Genomic DNA, 17,735 nt, shown 5'->3' on the forward strand with positions numbered 1-17,735 from the left:
GCGTATGGAAACATCTCTTCAAAAAACAAATCTCGCAGTGGACGATGTTAATTCGTCCCTTGAGTCATATCAGGATGTCGAAGAGGCTGAGCACCATATCCATATGCCTGGACCCAGTATGTGGCCATTTGTCTTAAGCGTTGCCATACTGGTTGCCGTGGCCGGTCTGTTGTTTATCCCTGACGCCCCCTGGCTGACACTTGTCGCTGCTGTATTTGTACTCTGGGGTATTTTAGGCTGGGCTCTGGAAGATCCCATGGCCACTTCCCATGATGAGGTTGCTGTGCGAAAGCCGCTGGTCTCACTACCTGCACATGAGGTATTGGATCGTGCACGTGCTACGGCAGAGCAAATTGTCACCCTGGGCAGTACGGCCTTCAGCAATCATCCTGTTAAAGTTGAAATCGAAAACGAGACCCCCGAAGGCGTTGTGCTGGCCCTTTATGGCAAAATCGAACTGGAAGTCCAGCGCGAGCGCCTTGAGGCAGAACTCACCCAACTTCCTGGTGTCGCAGGTGTACGCAACTTCATTGTGGCTGAAGATACCATCTTGAATGCTGCTTATACACGCGTCGAGAATTTGAAGGAACAGGGAAAACTGGATGGCGCCCAGAATATTTCTATCCTGGTAGAGAATTACATCTTGCACCTCTATGGGGATGTACCGAAGACCAGTATGAAGTATGCGCTGGAGCGAGAGGTTGTTGGTATTCCTGGTGTCCGCGTGGTTGTAAACCATATCGGGCTGAACAAGGATATTCCTGGCAATCTGGGTAAGACTCGTAACGCCTAAAGCGAGTCAAACTTTCTCAACCACACAACAAAAACAGCGGGCCGCTTGTGTTAAGCGGCCCGCTGTTTTTGTTGTGCGTAGATTAACGCTTGCGTAAGAAGGCTGGAATGTCGATAACATCACCAGATGGTGTATTACGATTCCCACGCGAAAGTTCAGATGCGGCGCCCCGATCTAAACGTCGTACATGCCGATGAGGTTGACCGTCCGGACGGGGACGTACAGCCTGGTCTTCTAACTCTGGTGCTGGCAGCACATCCATATCGGGGGTGGGCAGACTCTCCATAGAGCGATCCAACACATCCTCGTCACTATCCAGTCCAGCATTATTCATCATGGGCATCGAAGCAGGCGCGGGCGTATACCCTGTACCCGGTACACGTGGCCGACCGGAATCAGAGGCAAATGGTGGCAGCGCGGGATTCGATGCTGAAGCTGGCCTGGCGGCCTGATTGCGCTGACTGGCCGGTGACTGCTGATTACGCTGGCTGGCAGGCGGCTGCTGATTACGTTGAGCCGCTGGCATTGGTCCAGTTGGATGGTTGGCAACCTGGTGTACTGATGGTGTAACCGGTGACTGATAGCCCTGAGATGAGCCTGAGCGGGCCGGTATATTACCAGGAGTGCTACCACTGGCCTGAGCTGGATTAGAGACAGTATAGAGACGACCACGATCGTACTCTGGCCGTGGTGTATTCGTAAACGTATGCACTCCAGTCGCCGAACGGCTTGTTGGAGCCTGATCAAAACCAGTAGCGATAACCGTGATTTTGACTTTCCCTTCGTAATTTGGATCCTGGACCGCTCCAAAGATGATATTAGCCTCTGGATGGGCCGCCTGACTGATAATGTCGGCTGCCTCATTGACCTCAAACAGGGTCATATCCATGCCACCAGTGATATTGAAGAGCACGCCACGAGCACCGCTGATATCGATATCCAGCAAAGGACTGGAGATCGCGATATGCGCGGCATCGGTAGCCCGACTCTCACCATTGGCTTCACCAATTGCCATCAATGCTGAACCGGCCGCCGACATAATCGTCTTAACGTCCGCAAAGTCCAGGTTAATTAACCCGGGCACGGTGATCAAATCACTGATACCCTGGATACCCTGACGCAGGACATCGTCGGCTAACCGGAAGGCGTCGGCAAGCGGTGTACGCTTATCTGCAACCTGCAACAGACGATCATTGGGCACGGTAATCAAAGTATCAACATGTTGTTTCAGATTGTTGATACCCTCTTCAGCTGAAAGCAAGCGCTTCTTGCCCTCAAAGGTAAAGGGGCGGGTGACTACCCCCACGGTTAACGCACCAACCTCACGCGCGATCTGTGCCACAACCGGGCTCGCGCCAGTGCCAGTACCACCACCCATGCCAGCCGTGATAAACACCATATCAGACCCTTTCAGGGCCTCATAGATATCTTCCGCATTCTCCTCTGCGGCCTTCATACCCACGCCAGGGTTGCCGCCTGCGCCAAGGCCACGTGTCAGCTTATCGCCAATACGGATGCGATGCGGTGCCTCTGTAAGCAGTAAGGCCTGGGCATCTGTATTGATAGCGATAAATTCGATACCCGTCATACCGGCCTGAATCATACGGTTCACCGCATTACTGCCACCTCCCCCAACACCGATCACACGGATTTGGGCGAAGCCTTCAAGTTGATGATTTCCCATTGGTAACATTTCCTTCGTGGCCCCCTTTCGAGTTTCTCCTTTATAGATGAACACCTCTTATGTGTACAACGAACGACAAGCGTTTTGTTGCAGTTATGTTCTTTTCCTTAATGCGGCTGTCCGCCTATAAATGAGTCCCATCGCTTAAGGAATAAATGCACGTAGCCAGCGCCCAAACCGAGAGACAAGATTACTGTCAACATCTACATCGGGCAGCTCTTCTTCTTCCATGAGGAGCGAGGTATTACTCAATCCCCATAGCAGCAAACCAACCGCCGTCGAAAAAGCTGGCCGGTTAATAGAGTCAGATAAACCATGGAGTCCCAGAGGAGATCCGATACGAGCCGGTAGATCTAAAATCTGGCCTGCCAGTTCTAAAATACCTGGTAGCTCGGCTGTTCCTCCAGTAATCACAATACCCGCGGGCAATAATCCATCATACCCAGATTTTTTGATCTCTTCATGCACCATACTGAAGATCTCGTCCACACGCGCCTGGATGATTTCAGCCAGCAGCTTGCGTGGCACCAGATCGTCACAGTCTGGCATGAATTGTGACAGATCGATCATATCGTCTTCATCTATAGTTGACGGATCAGAATGTCCATACGTAATTTTGAGTTCCTCAGCCACTCCAACTGGAAGCCGTAGGCCGATGGCGATATCGCTGGTAATCAGATTACCACCGACGGGCAACACGATGGTGTGCCAGATAGCGCCATCCGTATAGACCGCGACATCGGTGGTGCCTCCACCAATATCAACCAGGGCAACCCCCAGATCGGTCTCGCCTTCTTCTAAAACAGCATCGCCGGAAGCCAGGGGCTCCAGCACGAGATCCTCAATCTCAACATGCGCTTTATGCACGCATTTAATCAAATTGTGCATCGAGGACACTGAACCGGTGATGATATGCGCCTCCACCTCCAGGCGGAAACCAGACATACCGATTGGATTTTTGATGCCCTCTTGTCCATCGACAACATAACCCCGCGGAATAACGTGAATCAATTCTCGATTCGCGGGAATAGCGATTGCACGGGCAACCTCGAAGGCACGGCTAATGTCGTTTTGTTCAATATCCCGATTCTTCGGGGAGATAGCGACAAAGCCCTTGCTGTTCTCCGAGGTAATATGGCTCCCGGCAATACCCACATACGCAGAGGTAATCTTCTTACCTGATAAGCGTTCAGCACGATCAAGCGCCGCTGCAATTGAAGTGACGGTCTCTTCAATGTTTACCACCACCCCACGGCGCAACCCCTGTGAAGGGCAGGTGCCAACGCCAACAATATTCAGCTTCCCGTCACGATCCAGTTCGCCGACCAGGACACAGATTTTTGTTGTTCCGACGTCGATACCGACAATCACCCGCTCTTGCACGATCTACGCTCCTATTGGGCGGTACACTTGTGAGACGCACTACGAATACAGTAATTGAGACCTGTCATGTGTATTATTCACGATCTTAGTGTTGTAGAGTAAAGACTGGTCGCAGGCCATAACGTAAATCAATAGTGGCAATATTCATTTGCTGCTGGCGTGCAAGCTTTACAATTTCATTTAATTCTTTGAGCCGATTGTCCAGCGAGTTCGTATCCTGCGAATTGCCTAAATACGCCTTCCAACCGTTCGGACTTTCAATGATATATGATCCGCTACTACTCGCCATGCCATGTGTTGGTCCGGTAGTACTAGCATATATTGTACCATCGTAATACAGTTTGAACGTATCAATACCTGCGACTTTAGGAACTCGCTGCCAAACATTACTTGCAAATACAATATCAATGTTCTTTAAATACGTTCCAGGATGCAATGACGGCACAGTTTGTGCGCTTTTTTGCAAAACAGGTTGTTGTTCGGTAAGGTCGACGACGGTTGCTAGCTGTGTCGTATCCGTCGTCGCACTTACCGGAGCAATCACGATGCCTTGCTGATCAACGCTAAATGTGCCCTGCGCATTCTGCCACAAAACTTTCGCCTGGCGCTCTTTAATGGTTACCAGCAGTTGATCAGGAAATTGCTTTTTGATTTCAACTGCTGCGACCAATGAAGACGTTTGAATACGCTTCTGTAAGCTATCTGTGTCAATCAGGAAAATGTTCTGTCCCTGAGCCCCCATATGTTGGATACTTTGCATCAAGGCTGCGTTCTGGGTACCCACAACTTCAACATGCTTGAGGCGAAAGTAATCACTGGTCAGGGCAAAGTTAATGGCGGCCACGATACAGACAATCGCCGCCAGGGCACCACAAACTTTCCAGAAGAGACCACGGCGAGCGACTCGACGACCGCTACGCCTTGGAATCGATGATTTATAGGGCAGTGGTCGCCGTGGCGTATGAATACGTCCGTTGCTTGCTCGTATGCCCGTCTGAACCAGTGTGCGTGGAACCAGCTTGACCGGCTTTTGGGCTCGCGAGCGTACCTGACGCAGTTGGACCTGACGCTGATCAAACGTATGCCATGCTGCCGAAGGATCTGCCTCTGGGACCGTAACTACACGTTTTGACGAGCGAGAAGAAACCAGCATGTTGCGCGCGGTTCCTTGCTTTACATCTCTACGCGGAGCATAAACTTTTTCCAGCTTATTATAGCTCCGCGTTGCCCGGTGCGACGGTAGCATTTTCCTTTCTGTCATGTCATAGTGCCTTCCACTCCCCGCGCAACTCGACCTCTAACTCTAAATCAATACCAAAGCGCTCATAGACACGCTGGTGCGCTTCTTTAATTAGAGTGGCAACGTCGCCTGCACGTGCTCCACCTACATTGACAATAAAATTGGCATGACGCTCAGAAATCTGGGCTCCCCCCTCAATCGTTCCCTTCAAACCAACGGCTTCGATCAGCCGTCCTGAATAGTCACCTTGTGGATTTTTAAACATCGAGCCTGCGCTCTGTTGCGGTGGCTGGGTACGTTTACGATATTGCTTATGCTCATCGATTGCGGCCCGCAACTTCTGGGGATCTTCCCGGTGCAACCGGATACCCAATTGCATCACAATCTCCGCTGGCTCAATCAACTTGTGTAGAGCGGCAACAGGATTCCCCTCGGCATCAAACTGGACGCGTCGCTGAGCCCGAAAACGGCTATGCCGGTATGTCAGGTCCAGTTCATCGTGTTGATAACGCACCACGGTAGGGGCGATGGCTTGCTCCTCGCACTGGCGTGCGTCAACGATGTCAACCCACTCCAGTACCTGTCCCAGATCGTGACCATGGACACCCGCATTACTGACAACTCCACCACCTAATGTGCCTGGAATGCCAGGGCCAAACTCCAAACCACCCCATCCCATGGGAGTAAGCTCATTGATGATACGTGGCCAGCTGATACCCGCACCTACGGTCAAAAAGGCACTGTCTGGACCACGCTCTTCAATGGTATAGGTATTGATGGCTACTCGCGCGACCACACCGCGCACACCTGCATCAGCATACAGGACGTTGGTGCCATTACCGGTGATCAGCAATGGCCAGCGGTGTTCCGCGCAGAGAGTGACCAGGCCCACAAGATCTTCGGGTTTATCAACTGAGACCCATACATCAGCGGGACCACCGACGCCAAAGGTGCAGTGGCGGGCTAATGGCTCATTCCGGCGCACACGGCTACCGAAGCGGGCGAACAGTTCGTTATAGGCTATCTCAGCATCAAATATCATGTCTTTTCCTCTAGGCCTGTTGTGTATTTTTCAGCAAATTTTCTGTGACGACGTAAATATCTCCCGCACCCATGATCACGGCCATATCGCCTGAGCGCAATGTCTCGGCCAGCAGCGCGCTGGTCTCGGCGACGCTGCCGCCGTGCAGTACCTGTACGCGCCCCTGCACAAAAGCGGGTTGCTGCGCCAGCGCTTCCACCAGATCGCGCGAATGGATTAATCCGGTATCACGTTCACGTGCCGGAAAAATGTCGGCGATAATGACGATATCGGCTGCATCGAAAGCACGTAGAAATTGCTGAAAGAAAGTTTTGGTACGGCTATACATATGCGGCTGATAGACCGCGATAAGACGCTGACCAGGATAACGCCGACGTGTGGCTTCCAGGGTCGCAGCAATGGCGGTAGGATGATGGGCGTAATCATCCACCAGTGTGACATCCAGCACGCGCTCCTGCACCTTTAGCGGACCTTGCTGGCGGATATCAAAGCGCCGCCGGGTACCACGGAATTCGGCCAGCGATCGGGCAATACTCTCAGACTTCACACCGAGCAGATGTGCGGCGCTCAAAGCGGCAAGCGCATTCTCGATATTGTAAGCGCCGGGCAAGGGCAAGCTGAAAACCTGTTCGTCTGGCATCACCGGACCCATTTGGGAACGGACGCGGAACGTGGTCTGACCATCCAGCTTAATATCATATGCTTCAAAGGTGGCTGGACCCTGTTCGGGTGCTGCATGATTACCGACCGAGTACGTCAGGATCCGTCCGGGCCAATCCTGCAGGCGTGCGCGCAGATCCCAACAGCCTGGGCTATCCGCGTTCAGGATGACCGTGGGTGGCACTGGCCACTCGCGCTCCATATCCATGCCGCGAATAAAGTGCTCAAAAGCATTCAGGAAGGCCGCATAGTCGGCAAAGAATTCTGGATGCTCGAACTCGATCGAGGTTACAATCACCAGGCGTGGATGATAATGCCAGAAGTTATGATTAAACTCATCGGCCTCATTCACAAAATAAGCGCTGTTCCCCAGACGATAATTGGCTCCAAAGCGTGGCACCACTGCCCCGATCTCACAGGTGGGATCCAATCCGGCATCTACCAGCATCAGTGAGAGCATGGCGGTAGTTGTACCCTTACCATGCACACCGCTAATTGAGAGCACACATTTGTCCAGCATCAATTCTCCCAGAATTTCCTGCCAGGTCACAACGCGTAAGCCACGCTGCTGAGCGGCCAGCAATTCGGGATTATGAGGATCCAGTGCGGGAACGGCGGGACTGATGACCAGCGTGTCAACATCGGTGAGATGGTCAGCGCTATGTCCAATCTGGATGGCAATCCCTGCCTCGCGTAAGGCACGCACGGTTGCGGATTCGCGTTGATCGCAACCTGTGACAATATCTCCAGCCGCCAGCGCCATCTGCGCAACGGCTGAAATGCCCTGGCCTCCAATACCCATAAAATGCAAGCGTGACTTGTTCAAGCGTTTCTCCCTTTGTGTTCTGGCACGCGCGCTCTTGTGCCTTGTGCCAGCTCTACTACTGCTGCCGCGATATCCTGTGTGGCGTCAGGCCGGGCAAAATCTTTCAACGCCCGCGCCATTTCAAGCAGACTAGCAGAGTTTATATCATGTTGTACACGACTGATCAATAACCCCGGCTTCAATGCATCGTTGCGGATAACCTCTGCAGCGTGTGCACTGCGGAAAGTTTCGGCATTAATCTCCTGTGGCGAACTTCCTAACGCTGGAGGCAGCGGAACCAGGATACTGGGCTTCTCCAGCACTGCCAGTTCACTCAGGGTAGCCGCACCCGCCCGGCAGACTACCAGTTCAGATGCCTGCAAAGCCAGTGGCATCTCATCCGAAAGATAAGGCACCAGGCGATAGCGCTGACGTAATCCTTCTTCTAACTCAGCCATAGTACTTTCAGCCAGCGTCTGTGTTTCAGCAAAGAGCTTCTGGCCGCTGATCTGCAACACCTGGCAGAACTTGAGTAGCTCAGGCAAGGCCCGTGCCACCACTTGATTTAAATGACGCGCCCCCTGACTTCCACCCGTCACCAACAGTAAAGGCAACGCTGGATCCAGTCCCAGTTTACTGCGCGCCTCATGTACACTGACCTGACGCACATCCAGGATCTCTTGCCGAATGGGATTCCCCAGCAGCAATGTCTTGTCGGCTGGAAAATATTTCTGCGAGTCGGCAAAGGCGATCGAGATACGGCTGGCCAATGGTCCAATCAATTTATTCGAGAGATTAGGTGGCACGTCCTGCTGATGCAGCAAGAGTGGAACCCCATTAACCTTCGAAGCCAGTCCTGCAGGCACCGCGACATAACCACCGCTGGTGAAAGTCGCATCAGGCCGGAACTTGCGTACGATACCCAGAGCCTGAACCAGACCAACCGGGACCCGGGCAATGCCCTTGACGGTCTTAACCGAAACATAGCGTTGAAGCTTGCCCGCTTTAATCGTCGCCATCTGAAAACCGGCGGCCGGTACCAGTTGCGTCTCCAGGCCATCATCACTACCTAGATAAAGAATTTCCGCATTATATGTATTGCGCAGGTGGGTCGCCACAGCGAGGGCCGGATAGATATGGCCCCCGGTTCCACCCCCCGAGATAAGAATTCGCATAACTCTGTTCCATGACCGATAAAAGCACCCGAGTAACTCGGAGCTCTATCGGGCTTCTTTCCTTTTTAACCTTTTTGTAGGCAGCCTTTTTGTAATCGTCTGCCGCGACAGCGCAGGATCTTCTGGCTCCTGGCTATAGCGCGAGATATTGAGCAGGACACCGATCCCGGCCAGTGAGATCACCAGCGAGGTACCACCAAAACTGATAAAGGGTAACGGGACGCCCGTATACGGTATTGAACCAGTGGTTGCACCAATATTAATCATGGCCTGCACGACAATCCAGGTAGTGATACCTGTCGCCAATAAAGCACCATACACGTCCTGCGTACGCCGGGCCAGACGAAATCCACGAAAGGCCAGTAGCATAAACAAAACAACCACAACCATACAGCCAATATATCCCATCTCTTCACCAATAATGGCAAATATGGAGTCGATGTAGGGCAAGGGCAGATACCCTGTCTTCTGCCGACTTGCACCCAGGCCAACCCCAAGCCAGGAGCCAGATCCAAGCGCTAGCAGCGATTGATACAGCTGCAAATTAATGTCTGTCGTATACTTAAACGGATTAAGGAAACCAATCAAACGGTAATAGCGATATCCGCTAAATGCCTGGGACAAAAAGATTAAGAAACCACAGCCCATTGCCAGTAAGAATTGTAGAATATTGGCACCGGCAGTGAAAAACATCACGGTGGTCAGGACAGCAATGACGCTGGCCGTTCCCATATCTTTTTGCAGCAGGACAACTCCGATGACCAGACCAACCAGCAGCACAAAGGGGGTTAACCCATAGAGAAATGTGCCTACTTGCTTTCCTTTACGAGCCAGCCAGTCAGCAATATACAAGGCCAGGACTAATTTAATCAACTCACTGGGCTGAAATGAGAAAAAGGACCCAAAGACCAGCCAGCGCGATGCGCCATAGGCGTTCGTCCCGACAAACAGGACCGCCACTAATAAGGGCAGCCCGATGGCTAATCCCAGAAGTGAGAAGCGCCGCCAGATGCGATAATCAATTCGCATCGTCACCAGCATCACCACAACACCCAGTACCATGCCCAGTAACTGCTTTTGAAAGTAGTATGAGGCATCGCCAAAATAGCGCGCAGACGTAAATGAGCTGGCGCTATAGACCATGATCATCCCGATGCAGAGCAAAGCCAGCACTACTACCAGCAAGATGGAATCCGGCTTGCCAGGTACACGCGGCAGGAGCATCTCCAGAGAAGCTAATTTCTGCTGCTCTTCTTCACTGATTACCTGCAGGGGTATACTGGGCCGTACCGGCGGGTGGCGCAGAAGATCAGCCGTCTGTCGGGGTAAAAAGGGCCTTCCCGAGGATCCACGCCTGCCCGCTAAAACTTCTAATGGCTCTTCAGGCGTCACCTGCTCAAGTTCGGATTGCTCTGGCGCTGGCGATGCGGCCGGGCTTAAGGGCTTGCTTCTCAGACGTGGCAAGCTTTTATGCAAATTACTCTTGTCAGCCAGCACATCTTCTGCCGCATAGCTCATCTGGACACGCCGGGCTGGCACCCTGGGTTTTACCAGTTTCGCCCCATGGGTGGGCGGGGGTAAAGCCGCACGGCGCTTTCCCTTCTCAGCCTGTATCCGATTCTTCTGTTCTAACGAGTCAAGCGCAGGGGAACGAAAGGTAGGCGGAGCTAGTTCTCTACGCCGCGTACCTTTGATACTTCTCTCGTCCGCTGGCTTTCCTCGCTTGAGTTTATCTTGTGGCATGAAGCTTCTTTTCTTTATTTCCTGGCGCAAATCCCAAAACCTGACAGCTTATGGCCTTGACATAGAACATATTTTCTAGTACACTGGAAACCAGCAAGGTTCCCAAGTTAGTGCTGCTTTGACGATGAACCCTCGTCATCTTGCTGAGCGGATTGCTCTTGCATAACCTGGAGCATCTGCTCGACTTCTTTATCGCTAATTTGCAAACGGGTTTTGTGTAAATCTACAACTTCAACACCCTTTGCTTGGATTAACGTACTCCAGGGGTCACTTTCGAGGGTTGGGATGCCGGATTCGGCATCTTTTTGTTCCTCAGGGTCTTTTTTGGCTTTTTCTGGCCCGGCGGAAACCCGATGCCCTAAGAGCTCTTGCCAGGTCTCACTCAATTCTGTCTGTTCTATAGATGCATCATCTTGCCGTGAACGCTTCTTTTTATCTTTCATCTCTCACACCTTTTCAACACTCTATATGCCATGCACACAGCCACTTCCACTTATCATGCCATTCAATCGTGTGAGTTATGTTCGCCACAGATGAGCGGCATCACGATTGTTTTTCAATGGCCAGCCAGAACAGGTTAACTGGTCAATCCTCACGCTTGTCACACATTGATCCTTGCCTGTCAGGCGGGATCATCTGGTGGAATACTATATTGCCACATCAGTTGTTGCGCGATGGCTTTCCAGGTCGGTCCAGCTGCACTTCCTCCATAGATAGTCGCTGTCGGGTGATCAATTTTCACCAGAATAACAAATTGTGGGTTTGAAACAGGCAGGAAACCAGCCATTGAGGCGTCGGTATTCGTGTCTGCCAGACTTTGATTGGTTGCGGTTCCTGTCTTGACGGCTGTGCGATAGCCAGGAACTGTGTTGTCATTGAACTTTGCCGTACTCTCCAACATCGATGCCAGAGCTCTGGCTGCCTCTGGACTGATAACCTTGTGCTCCTCCTGGGGCTGAAAGGTTGTTGGATGCTCTTTATCTTGAATCGAGGAGACAAGATAGGGTTTCATCTTGACACCATCATTCGCGATAGCCTGGTAGGCCGACGCCATTTGCAAGGGTGTGACCAGGATGCTCTGGCCAAAGGATTGTCGTGCCAGATCACTGGGTGACCAATCCTTGGAGGTTGGGATTCGATACATACCTGCTGCCTCTGGCTGCAAGACACCTGTTGCTTGCCCAAAGCCAAATTGTTGCAAATAGGGATAGAACCGTTTGGCCCCCAGTTTCTGAGTTGCGACCCAGGCGGCTCCAACATTGGCCGAATGCTCCAACACCTGAGTCATCGATTCAGTACCATAGCCTTTATGCATCCAGTTGGTAACCGCCGGCGTCCCATCCGTAAAAGCCAGATAACCTGGATCCTGGATGGCATCAGTCGGCTTAATCAGATGCTGATCCAGGCCAGCAGCCATGGTAATGGCTTTCATGGTTGAGCCTGGTTCATAAGCACAGTAGAGTGCTGGATTGCTATAAACTTCAAGCTGACCACGGCAACCGGTGCTGGATGCATACTTGCCATAGTCATTGGGATCAAATGAGGGAGCACCTGCCAGCGCAACAATTGCGCCCGTGCGAGCATTGAGTACAACAGCGGTTCCGCTCTCAGCCCCCATCTGCTTGACGCGCTCCTCCAATGCAGTCTGCACTTTATACTGAATAGTGCTATTGATCGTCAGGGTTACATCAGCACCATCAACCATATCTTGCTCAGAGCTTGAGCCGACATTTAAAGGATTGCCATTGAGATCGGTCTCAGCAACAAAACTGCCTGCCTTACCAGAAAGCTGTTTATTATACATTTTTTCAATGCCGTACACCCCTTTGGGAGAAGAGCCTGCGGCATCTTCCTGGACATAACCAATGATCTGGGCCGCCAGATCTCCAGCAGGATACGTCCTCCAGGTACGCGGCTCTAGAAATGTATAAGGCAGATGTAGATCGCGTAGTTTCTGGCTTTGATCTGGCGTAATGGAGGTCGCAATGAGCACAGTTGGCACGGAAGAATTGAAAGCACTCTTCAATTTCTCAGGCGCGATATCATTCAGCACAGCATGCAACTTTTGGACCAGGCTCTCGCGCTCGCTCTGATAGGTATCTGGATAATCGGTCACCAGTTGCGATGGCTCGATATACACGTCGTCACGTACAACGTTGGTTGCCAACAATTGGCCAGTTGCATCGTAAATACGGCCACGCGGCGCGTTAACGGTCTGGGTCTGGATATGTTCAGCATTAGCAGCCTGAGCCAGACGAGGTCCGTTGATGACTTGCCAGTAGTAGAGCCTGCCAGACAGAATAACCATGCCCGCGCAAACCAGCAGAAAGATCACCATCTGGCGGTTACGTGCACGGCGTAATTCTGTACTCATCTACGGCCTCCTCATTCAGACATCGTATAGTTATCTACCTTGATTTTGATCGTGTAGCGGCTGCAAACCTGGAATCTTGATCACTTTCACCCGCGCGGGATCAGCCGGGACCATGCCGGATTTTTTGGCGTGGTCAGTGATATAAGCCGGGGAACGCTCAATAGCAATACTCTGGGCCAGGTCCTGATTTTTTCGCTGCAGGGCTGATTGTTCACTGCGAATTTGTTGTAGCTGCTGATTGGCTACCGCAGCCTGACCTACCTGTGCCAGATAAAGTACCGCCATCAGTGCGACCAGCAGCACGCTGGTGATCGCCAGGGCAGCCGGACCCATATGAAAGAAAAATGGGCGTAGCTGTCGCCTTCTTTTCGCGGCAAAGACCGGCCTGGCTGAGGCCAAACTCACCTGGCGGACATTGTTATTGCGCTTCTTCAGGTCATCCATCATACGTTGCGTTCCTTCGAGATGTTGAAGCATCCATGTGATGCATTCATAGCAGGAACTCCTGCATCCTTACACCCCCTACATATGACGCGCTACGAATCGATAGCTATTTCAGCGGCTCGTAATTTGGCGCTACGAGCGCGAGGATTACGTGTAATCTCCTGCTCACTTGCCACGACAGGCTTATTTGTCAGGTTACGTAATCGTGCCTTATGACCACACATACACACAGGAAGACGAGGGGGGCAAATACAATCCTTTGCCTCACGCCGAATAAATTCTTTGACAATGCGATCTTCTAGCGAATGGAATGCGATAATCACCATCCTCCCCGCACCCATACCATCCTCATCGCTCTTTTTCTCTCGCTCAAGGACATTCACAATCTGAGGTAGCACTGTCTCCAGGCGCTCTAATTCACGATTCACAGCTATACGAAGGGCCTGAAAGGCACGGGTCGCGGGATGGATAGCACCTGGCTTGTGTGGAACGCCAGCCGCGAGCAGCTTCGCCAGTTGGGACGTTCGAGTGATGGCACCTTTTTCGCGTTCACGGACAATACGGCGCGCCATGGGTCGAGAACGGGTCTCTTCACCATAACGCCAGAAAATATCCGCCAGCTCCTGCTCACTGGCACCATTGACCAGATCGGCCGCCGTCAACGGCAAGCTTTGATCAAGACGCATATCTAATGGACCATCCGCACTAAAAGCGAAACCGCGTTCAGGGTTATCCATCTGATCAGATGAGAATCCTAAGTCTAACAGGATGCCCTGGATTGCCTGACCGGCCCCAAAACCGGTTTCATTGACAATGTCCTCTAGATCAGAAAAATTACCATGCGCTAACACCAGACGGCCACTGGCCACAAATTCTGCCAGCCGTTCGCCCACCCGAGCCAGGGCCTGCGTATCGGTATCGATACCCAAAACCTTCCCATCAGGGGCCGACCGCTCTAAGAGAGCTGCAGTATGGCCTCCACCGCCTAATGTACCATCGATGTAGAGTCCTCCTGGCCTGGGCTGAAGATACTCTAACACCTCATCTAACATTACCGACACATGTTGTGTATGTTCCATAGTCATCAATTATTAAAAATTCTAGATATGATTTGGCTTACTTTTTAAAAAGGAATCTTACTTCCTTCAGCATCGAGTCGTTCTTGATACTCCTGCCATGTGACACGATCCCATATTTCAATGTGGTCACGCACACCTGCAATTGTAACTTCACTACGAAGATTGGCATACGCTCTGAGTTTGGCGGGAAGAATCATACGTCCCTGTGCATCTAAATCGATTTCACTGGCACTGGGATAGATGCGTCTCTCAAAGTCGCGTAGCTCATCACTCAACATTCCAGACACTAGCTCGTTCGAACGTTGCTCCCAATGATTGGCAGTATAAATCGACAGACAGGCACCCATGCCTTTACTGACAACAGCACCTTTGTCCATCTGCGCGCGGAACCTGGCTGGAATAGCCATGCGCCCTTTTGCATCGATTGTATGCTCGTATTCACCAAGAAACATAGAGAACGTCCATACTTTCTCAACGTTACGTTGCGAGAATGTCTCCTCTGAAATCAGTGAGATATTTTATGTTCATTTGCAATACATCCCTATCTTCATCCTGAAAATACAACTTCACCAAAATTCCCCACTTTTCCCCACTTCATTGTAACACTTCTTGGGCATGTGCGGAAAGAGTCCTGGCAACCAATTTTGCTCTCATTGGTGGAAAACTTGTGGAAAACTTTTTTCTATCCCTTCCGCGGAATAGGGTGATATGAGTCATCCCGAATTTTCGGGATGCTTTTCTAACACCTTTTATCTGACAAAGACTGTAATGTCTGGATATTGGGAGCCAAAAGGTAGCCAAGGCTTGGACGATAGTCGTCCCACAGACGGCTGATCGCCCAACGTAAGCGGTAAAGCGGTGCAATAGCTTTTTTGCATCGCTTTCCGGTTCTTTTGCACTTCAAATGCAAGATCATTTCAACAAGATCCCCGTGGATAGGAGTGAGTAAATGGAGGAGAAAAGCATAAACAAGTGTCACGATACCTAACAGCTTGAGTCGGTTTTCCATCGCGTACAAACGCGGACTCTCCATCGCCAGCTCACTCTTTCCATAGCGGAATACGAGTTCTATTTGCCAACGTCTCCGATAAGCAAAAACAATCTCCCAAGCCTGCTCTGCAGTTCGAATACGCTCATTAGTTACCAGATACCAGACTTTCTTATTCACGCGAACTTTTACGAGATAAAGTTGATACTCGTATTGCTCATGCCATATCGGCGCCCACCAAACATCACAAGGCATCTTTTCACCAGTATGGCTATCACGTATTTCTTTATGAGATAAATACTTTTTATGTAATCCAATCTGCCATAATTTCTTCTTTTCCCCTTTCTCATTGAAAAAGAAATGCCCTTTTTTCCAGCGAATCACAAAACGCACACGTAATTTCTGTAACACTTGTATCCAAGGGCCTGATGCTGCTCCACGATCAAATATGTGAAGGAGCTGATCCCCCCATTTCCGAACAACTTTTCTCAATAACTTTTCTTGTTGTTCTCTTAACTTTGTCGCATCATCACCTCTGGTAGTCCACCAGCTCATCACTGCTACTTTTACCCTTCCTTCCATTCCTATGATCAATGCTGCTGTCCACTGCATTCCTGCCACTGTAATCGCTTTCTTTGGTGGAAAATTAAAGACCAGGCCTTTTTTTGAGCGCTGCAATCTTTTCGCTTTACTAGAAGTTACTGGACAGATTCCTTCTAATTTCTCGCTTTCTGCTTTTTCTATGACACTCTCATCCCAAGGGCAAATAATCCTTTTCCCTTGTTCTCTCATACGTGTCACCTCTTTATCAGCTTCTTCTAGTAAATAGTGATCTATCTGCAAAAAATTCCATTTTATGGAGCGAAGCAGGTTTCCCACTCTCTTCGTTCCAGCAGTCGCTGTTTTTGATTGCTGCGCATATCCATCGAGGTAGGAACCTAATTCACTCAAAAGTAGTCCCTGCTTGTTATTTCTGAAACGAATAATTGCAACGCATACCTGTACTAACGTTCGCACTAACCTCTTATCTATCAGCCTATCAAGCACAATCAAAAGTGGCATAAGAAATTCTTCAAGCAATTGAGCTAATTCCTGTGATGCTCTCTGCGCATCTTGTTCCTCGGGTTGAAGTATGTCATACTGAAATGGCATGAGTTGGGGGCCTCCTGGTTTTTTGCTGTCAGTTGAATTTTTAACAGTTTAACTCAGGAGACCCCTCTTTGCCTAGTTCTTACTTTTCCGGTTTTCTCTCTTTCTTTCCGGCTAGAAATGTTCCTCAAAAATTCGGGATGACTCATACTGGTATCGTTCAGGGTACTTATCTCGGTAATCCTGGTCCTAGAACGACAAAATAGATAAACAGTGCGACAATACCAAGCCCGATCCAAAACCAGCTACGAGTAGGGGTTAAGGAAATTTCTGGTGTCGTAGCAAGAGGCTTCCGCACAAACAAGTTAATAAACATTAGAAAAGCTGTTCCACCAAAACTTGCGGCTGCCCCCGAAATCAGAATAAGTAGTGGGCTGACGGGGTTAAAGATAGCGGAGAGTGTCAAGGCAGCACTTCCTGCCAGATAGGATGTGAATGTTAACGTGACACGTCGTTTGCGTCGCGCGTCTGGTCCTGTGGTATCACGTCCAGCAAATGGCTCAAGATTGTGCACTCCCAGGTAAAGGCCCAGCAGTGAGATGAGAACACCAAGGAGTGTGAGTCCTATCTTCCATACCAGAGGTGATGTCATTCCCTGGACGAAACTATCCCAATCCCCAAAGCCTGCAAATGTCAAAACCATGAGGTAGCCTCCGGGGATGATAAGATTGATCGTTGAGAAGAGCCAGAGGAAGTAGCGCGTGGCTGCACTGCCTTTTTGTGTCAGGCGCATCAACCCCAGGGTAAGAAGCGCCACCACAAGTTGAGCACCGCACCCTGCTGCATCAACAATTCGTCTCTCCCAGTCAGGAACTCCGACATAGCTGACAGAAAGATCTACAGAGGAAACGTGTTGGATAGGGAGGCCGAGAAGAAAAGCTGCCAGTCCGTGGCCGAGTGCTTCATGGATTATTGAAGCGAGAAGATACGTAAAAATAGCGATTGCCGCAACAGTAATTACATCGATTTTTGCTCGTGCTTCTTGTTGCGCTGCTTTTGTTGAGTCCATCAGGGGTGCTTCCATTGCAAAAATTTCCTTAGAATGTGGCTTAGCCCGAATAACATGCTGATAAAAAAGAATTCACAAGAGACCGATTTGGATAACGTTGTTCCTTAACAAGTGGTATACCTACTAGGCAGTATACCTGCTGTCTATAGAAGAATCAATCGCTTGCA

General features: G+C 50.6%; 14 protein-coding genes and 1 pseudogene. 1 reads left to right on the forward strand and 14 read right to left on the reverse strand.

The window, feature by feature from the left end:
• Nucleotides 1-4: 4 nt before the first annotated feature.
• Entirely contained in the window at nucleotides 5-793 is a 789-nt protein-coding gene (locus tag KDW_RS06995; protein ID WP_151755292.1) for a BON domain-containing protein, read from the forward strand.
• A 724-nt stretch (nucleotides 794-1,517) separates the two neighbouring features.
• Here KDW_RS06995 and ftsZ read toward each other — a convergent pair.
• The 14 genes and pseudogenes from ftsZ to KDW_RS07065 all read right to left on the reverse strand — a co-directional run.
• Nucleotides 1,518-2,477, reverse strand: a pseudogene (ftsZ, locus tag KDW_RS35795) (cell division protein FtsZ); the annotation flags it as partial.
• A 144-nt stretch (nucleotides 2,478-2,621) separates the two neighbouring features.
• On the reverse strand, nucleotides 2,622-3,860 hold the full coding sequence (gene ftsA, locus KDW_RS07005) for a cell division protein FtsA (RefSeq protein WP_151755294.1): 1,239 nt from the start codon (nucleotides 3,858-3,860) through the stop codon (nucleotides 2,622-2,624).
• 85 nt (nucleotides 3,861-3,945) lie between these two features.
• A complete protein-coding gene (locus KDW_RS07010) occupies nucleotides 3,946-5,013 on the reverse strand; it encodes a cell division protein FtsQ/DivIB (protein WP_162005022.1) in 1,068 nt (355 codons plus the stop codon).
• Nucleotides 5,014-5,122: 109 nt separating this feature from the next.
• A complete protein-coding gene (gene murB, locus KDW_RS07015) occupies nucleotides 5,123-6,142 on the reverse strand; it encodes a UDP-N-acetylmuramate dehydrogenase (RefSeq protein WP_151755296.1) in 1,020 nt (339 codons plus the stop codon).
• Between the two features lie 10 nt (nucleotides 6,143-6,152).
• Nucleotides 6,153-7,628: a UDP-N-acetylmuramate--L-alanine ligase gene (gene murC, locus KDW_RS07020; protein ID WP_151755297.1), complete on the reverse strand. Its 1,476-nt coding sequence runs from the start codon at nucleotides 7,626-7,628 to the stop codon at nucleotides 6,153-6,155.
• A complete protein-coding gene (gene murG, locus KDW_RS07025) occupies nucleotides 7,625-8,782 on the reverse strand; it encodes an undecaprenyldiphospho-muramoylpentapeptide beta-N-acetylglucosaminyltransferase (RefSeq protein ID WP_151755298.1) in 1,158 nt (385 codons plus the stop codon). The genes murC and murG overlap by 4 nt, the downstream gene beginning before the upstream one ends.
• Nucleotides 8,783-8,827: 45 nt before the next feature.
• Nucleotides 8,828-10,525: a putative lipid II flippase FtsW gene (gene ftsW / locus KDW_RS07030; RefSeq protein ID WP_151755299.1), complete on the reverse strand. Its 1,698-nt coding sequence runs from the start codon at nucleotides 10,523-10,525 to the stop codon at nucleotides 8,828-8,830.
• Nucleotides 10,526-10,632: 107 nt separating this feature from the next.
• The gene (locus KDW_RS07035; RefSeq protein ID WP_151755300.1) at nucleotides 10,633-10,968 is read right to left on the reverse strand and encodes a hypothetical protein; all 336 of its coding nucleotides are present in this window, start codon (nucleotides 10,966-10,968) and stop codon (nucleotides 10,633-10,635) included.
• Nucleotides 10,969-11,147: 179 nt separating this feature from the next.
• Nucleotides 11,148-12,899, reverse strand: a complete 1,752-nt coding sequence (locus KDW_RS07040; protein WP_151755301.1) for a peptidoglycan D,D-transpeptidase FtsI family protein — start codon at nucleotides 12,897-12,899, stop codon at nucleotides 11,148-11,150.
• A gap of 30 nt (nucleotides 12,900-12,929) precedes the next feature.
• Entirely contained in the window at nucleotides 12,930-13,346 is a 417-nt protein-coding gene (locus tag KDW_RS07045; RefSeq protein ID WP_151755302.1) for a hypothetical protein, read from the reverse strand.
• A gap of 89 nt (nucleotides 13,347-13,435) precedes the next feature.
• Nucleotides 13,436-14,428, reverse strand: coding sequence for a 16S rRNA (cytosine(1402)-N(4))-methyltransferase RsmH (rsmH, locus tag KDW_RS07050; protein WP_151755303.1), 993 nt, complete (start codon nucleotides 14,426-14,428; stop codon nucleotides 13,436-13,438).
• Between the two features lie 38 nt (nucleotides 14,429-14,466).
• On the reverse strand, nucleotides 14,467-14,874 hold the full coding sequence (mraZ, locus tag KDW_RS07055; RefSeq protein WP_151755304.1) for a division/cell wall cluster transcriptional repressor MraZ: 408 nt from the start codon (nucleotides 14,872-14,874) through the stop codon (nucleotides 14,467-14,469).
• A gap of 287 nt (nucleotides 14,875-15,161) precedes the next feature.
• On the reverse strand, nucleotides 15,162-16,562 hold the full coding sequence (locus KDW_RS07060) for a transposase (RefSeq protein WP_151754717.1): 1,401 nt from the start codon (nucleotides 16,560-16,562) through the stop codon (nucleotides 15,162-15,164).
• Nucleotides 16,563-16,728: 166 nt separating this feature from the next.
• On the reverse strand, nucleotides 16,729-17,583 hold the full coding sequence (locus KDW_RS07065; RefSeq protein WP_151755305.1) for a hypothetical protein: 855 nt from the start codon (nucleotides 17,581-17,583) through the stop codon (nucleotides 16,729-16,731).
• Nucleotides 17,584-17,735 lie beyond the last annotated feature (152 nt).

Source organism: Dictyobacter vulcani (genome assembly GCF_008974265.1).
In the GTDB taxonomy this organism is placed as follows: Bacteria; Chloroflexota; Ktedonobacteria; order Ktedonobacterales; family Ktedonobacteraceae; genus Dictyobacter; species Dictyobacter vulcani.

Bases quoted from the DNA above. Each gene is read 5' to 3' on its own strand.
- rsmH (WP_151755303.1), bottom strand. From the start codon at position 14,428: ATGACTATGGAACATACACAACATGTGTCGGTAATGTTAGATGAGGTG.
- KDW_RS07045 (WP_151755302.1), bottom strand. From the start codon at position 13,346: ATGATGGATGACCTGAAGAAGCGCAATAACAATGTCCGCCAGGTGAGT.
- mraZ (WP_151755304.1), bottom strand. From the start codon at position 14,874: ATGTTTCTTGGTGAATACGAGCATACAATCGATGCAAAAGGGCGCATG.
- murB (WP_151755296.1), bottom strand. From the start codon at position 6,142: ATGATATTTGATGCTGAGATAGCCTATAACGAACTGTTCGCCCGCTTC.
- KDW_RS07065 (WP_151755305.1), bottom strand. From the start codon at position 17,583: ATGGAAGCACCCCTGATGGACTCAACAAAAGCAGCGCAACAAGAAGCA.
- KDW_RS06995 (WP_151755292.1), top strand. From the start codon at position 5: ATGGAAACATCTCTTCAAAAAACAAATCTCGCAGTGGACGATGTTAAT.
- murG (WP_151755298.1), bottom strand. From the start codon at position 8,782: ATGCGAATTCTTATCTCGGGGGGTGGAACCGGGGGCCATATCTATCCG.
- KDW_RS07035 (WP_151755300.1), bottom strand. From the start codon at position 10,968: ATGAAAGATAAAAAGAAGCGTTCACGGCAAGATGATGCATCTATAGAA.
- KDW_RS07060 (WP_151754717.1), bottom strand. From the start codon at position 16,562: ATGCCATTTCAGTATGACATACTTCAACCCGAGGAACAAGATGCGCAG.
- KDW_RS07010 (WP_162005022.1), bottom strand. From the start codon at position 5,013: ATGCTGGTTTCTTCTCGCTCGTCAAAACGTGTAGTTACGGTCCCAGAG.
- KDW_RS07040 (WP_151755301.1), bottom strand. From the start codon at position 12,899: ATGAGTACAGAATTACGCCGTGCACGTAACCGCCAGATGGTGATCTTT.
- ftsW (WP_151755299.1), bottom strand. From the start codon at position 10,525: ATGCCACAAGATAAACTCAAGCGAGGAAAGCCAGCGGACGAGAGAAGT.